The organism is Aquabacterium sp. UBA2148 (genome assembly GCF_002328915.1).
GTDB classification, from domain to species: domain Bacteria; phylum Pseudomonadota; class Gammaproteobacteria; order Burkholderiales; family Burkholderiaceae_C; genus Aquabacterium; species Aquabacterium parvum.
Genome location: NZ_DCXA01000054.1, coordinates 8636 through 11701 on the forward strand (window position 1 = coordinate 8636; position 3066 = coordinate 11701).

Here is a 3066-nt window from a genome sequence, read left to right on the forward strand (position 1 = left end):
CCAGCCGCAAGGCGAGGCTGCAGGTCATGGCGGAGACAGGAGACGCTGGTGCGGTGGCCGCCATCGACCTGCACGACAACCCCACGCAATTCCTGTCGACCGTCCAGATCGGCATCACCTCCATCGGCGTGCTCAACGGCATCGTCGGTGAGGCCGCGTTTTCCAGCCCGCTGGCTCAGTGGCTGCTGAGCCACTTCCCACTCACCGAAAGCATCGCCGCCATCACGGCCACGGCGCTGGTGGTGGTCATCATCACCTTCGCCACGATCATCTTCGGTGAACTGGTGCCCAAGCGCGTGGGCCAGATGTACCCCGAGTCCGTGGCCCGCCTCATGGCGCCGCCCATGAAGGTGATCTCCAGCCTGACCAAGCCCTTTGTGCACCTCTTGTCGGTGAGCACCGAAGGCATCCTCAAGCTGCTGGGCATCAAGGACAACGGTGGGCGCAGCGTGACCGAAGAAGAGATCGCGGCCCAACTCGAAGAGGGCCTGGACGCCGGCGTGATCGAGGCCCACGAGCACCAGATGGTGCGCAATGTGTTCCGCCTGGATGAGCGCCAGATCGGCTCGATGATGATCCCGCGCAGCGACATCGCCTGGCTCGACATCGAAGAGCCCATGGCCGAGAACATCGCCATCATCGCCGAGCACGGTTATTCGCGTTACCCGGTTTGCCGAGGTGGCCTCGATGACGTCGTGGGCGTGGTCACGGCCCAGCAGCTGCTGCACCAGCTCACCCAGCAGCAAAGCAACGACCTCAGCCAGAACCTGCTGCCTGCGGTGTTCGTGCCAGAGACGCTCTCCGGCATGGAGTTGCTCGAGCACTTCCGCGGCTCGGACACGCAGATGGTGTTCGTGGTCGATGAATACGGTGAGGTGCAAGGCGTCATCACCCTGCGCGACGTGCTCGAGGCCATCACCGGCGAGTTCACACCAGCCGAGCCGAATGACGCCTGGGCCGTGCAGCGCGACGACGGCTCCTGGCTGATCGACGGCCTCATCCCGGCCCCCGAACTGAAAGACCGCCTGGAGATCAAGAACCTGCCCGACGAAGACCGTGGCCGCTACAACACGCTGGCGGGCCTGGTCATGCTGCTGCTGGGCCGACTGCCCCGCGTGACCGACGTGGTCGAGTGGCACGGATGGCGTTTCGAGGTGGTCGACATGGACGGCAAGCGCATCGACAAGATCCTGGCCAGCCGCTTGAACGAGGCCGACTGAGGCCTTGGTTCACCGTCCCGCTGCAAGTGATCGCGGCCTCGGCTCATTGTTGCCAATGGTGGGTTCTCGTCGATCGCCAGCATCGGCCGAGCGCGGGCTGACTGCGTGACCCAGGCACTGCTGACGCGACCGCAGCGAGCTCGGTGCTCTCCCAAACGAATGCACCGCACACCGGCGTGGCGATCGTCGGGATGCCTGCTTCGGCGTAGCGCTGCATGACCGCTGGGCTGGGATGCCCATAGGCATTGCGCAGGCCCACCTGCACCACGGCCTGCAGAGGTGCCACCGCACGCAACCATTCGGGCGTCGAAGAGGTGCGACTGCCATGGTGTGGCACCAGCATCACCGTGCTGCGCAAGCGCGAGGCAGGCCAATGCGCCAGGAGCGACCTCTCCTGATCGGCCTCGATGTCGGCGGTCAGCAGCAAACGCACCGGCTGCTGGGCAGAGGCCTCCACTTGCAACACGCAGGAGCGCGCGTTGTCGGAAGCATTGGCCTTCATCGGTCCCGGGTGCAACACCCTGAAAACCACGCCATCCCAGGTCCAGCTCATGCCCGCCTCGCAAGCTCGGTGTTGGGCCGCATGTCGCCGCAAGGGGTGCTTGGGCTCGAAAGGCGTCATCAACTCGCCAACGTCCGTGCTGTCCAGCAGGCTCTGCGCGCCACCGCTGTGGTCGGCATCGTCGTGACTGATCATGAGCGCGTCCAACCGATGCACCCCCATCGACTGGAGCATGGGCGCAAACACGCGCTCGACCAGGTCGCTGCCATCGGGTCGCAGCGGTCCCGCATCAAACAGCAGGGTGTGCGCCGACGTCCGGACCAAGGTGGCACCGCCCTGCCCCACGTCCAGCACCACGGCGCTGAACTGCCCTGGCTCAGGCCGGGGCAGCAGGTGCCACGCGTCCGGCAAGCGAAAAAATGGCAGCAGAAAAGGCAAGGCCAGCACACGCCAGTGCCAGCGCCCAGGCAGCGCCAGCACGAAGGCCGCCGCGATGCCGCTGGCCGCCACCCAGCCCGGCAAAGCGGGCACTGTCCAGACGGCGCCTGGGGCCTGTGCACTCAACGACAGCGCCCACCAGCTCACCTCCAGCCCCCAGGCCGCCACGTCCCAGAAGAACGGAAAGAGCACCCCGGCCAGGGCCAGGGGCGTGAACACCAGGGTGAACAATGGCACAGCCAACAGGTTGACCCCGGCCCCCACGATCGAGACCTGCTGAAAGCACACGAGGGCCAGGGGCGCCAGGGCCACCGCCACCAGGCGCTGGGTCTGCAGCAGCTCACCCCCTGCCTCGCGCCAGCGGGACCACCAGCGCCCCTCGGCCCATTCGTCGGCAGATGCCTCGGGCACCCGCACACCCGAGGCCAGCAGCACGCCCACCGCCACGAACGAGAGCCAGAACCCGGGCTGGGCCAGCGCCCAGGGATCGGTCACCGAAACCAGCGCGGCACCCGGCAGCCACACCAGCGGCCAAGGCCAGCGCCGCCCGATGGAGCCCAGAACGGTGACAAAAACCATCATCCACACCGTGCGTTGAGCGGGAACGCCCCAGCCCGAGGCCAATGCGTAGAGCGCTGACACCCCCAGGGCCACCCAGGCTGCCACCGTGTGGGCGGGGACCAGGCGGGTCAGCGAAGGCAGTCGGGACCAGGCCCCTCGCACCCACCATGCCGCCAGCACACCGAGCAGGGCCACATGGGTGCCGCTGATGCTCACCAGGTGCGCGGTGCCTGTGCGCTGCAACACCACCCAGTCGGCTCGGCTGATCGCCGCCTGATCACCCACCGACAGCCCCGCCAGCACACCGGCGGCGCGGGCATCTGGCACGTGCGAGAGGATGCGATC

2 protein-coding genes are annotated in these 3066 nt (G+C 67.2%); one reads left to right on the plus strand and one right to left on the minus strand.

Going from position 1 to position 3066, the window contains the following annotated elements; translation table 11 throughout:
- On the plus strand, positions 1 to 1220 hold a 1220-nt coding region (locus B2W70_RS02975), incomplete at its 5' end, for a hemolysin family protein (RefSeq protein WP_286742702.1).
- A gap of 43 nt (positions 1221 to 1263) precedes the next feature.
- On the opposite strand, the gene B2W70_RS02980 is transcribed toward B2W70_RS02975, so the two are convergent.
- Positions 1264 to 3066, minus strand: a 1803-nt coding sequence (locus B2W70_RS02980) for a DNA internalization-related competence protein ComEC/Rec2 (protein ID WP_286742703.1), incomplete at its 5' end; no start/stop codon positions are given.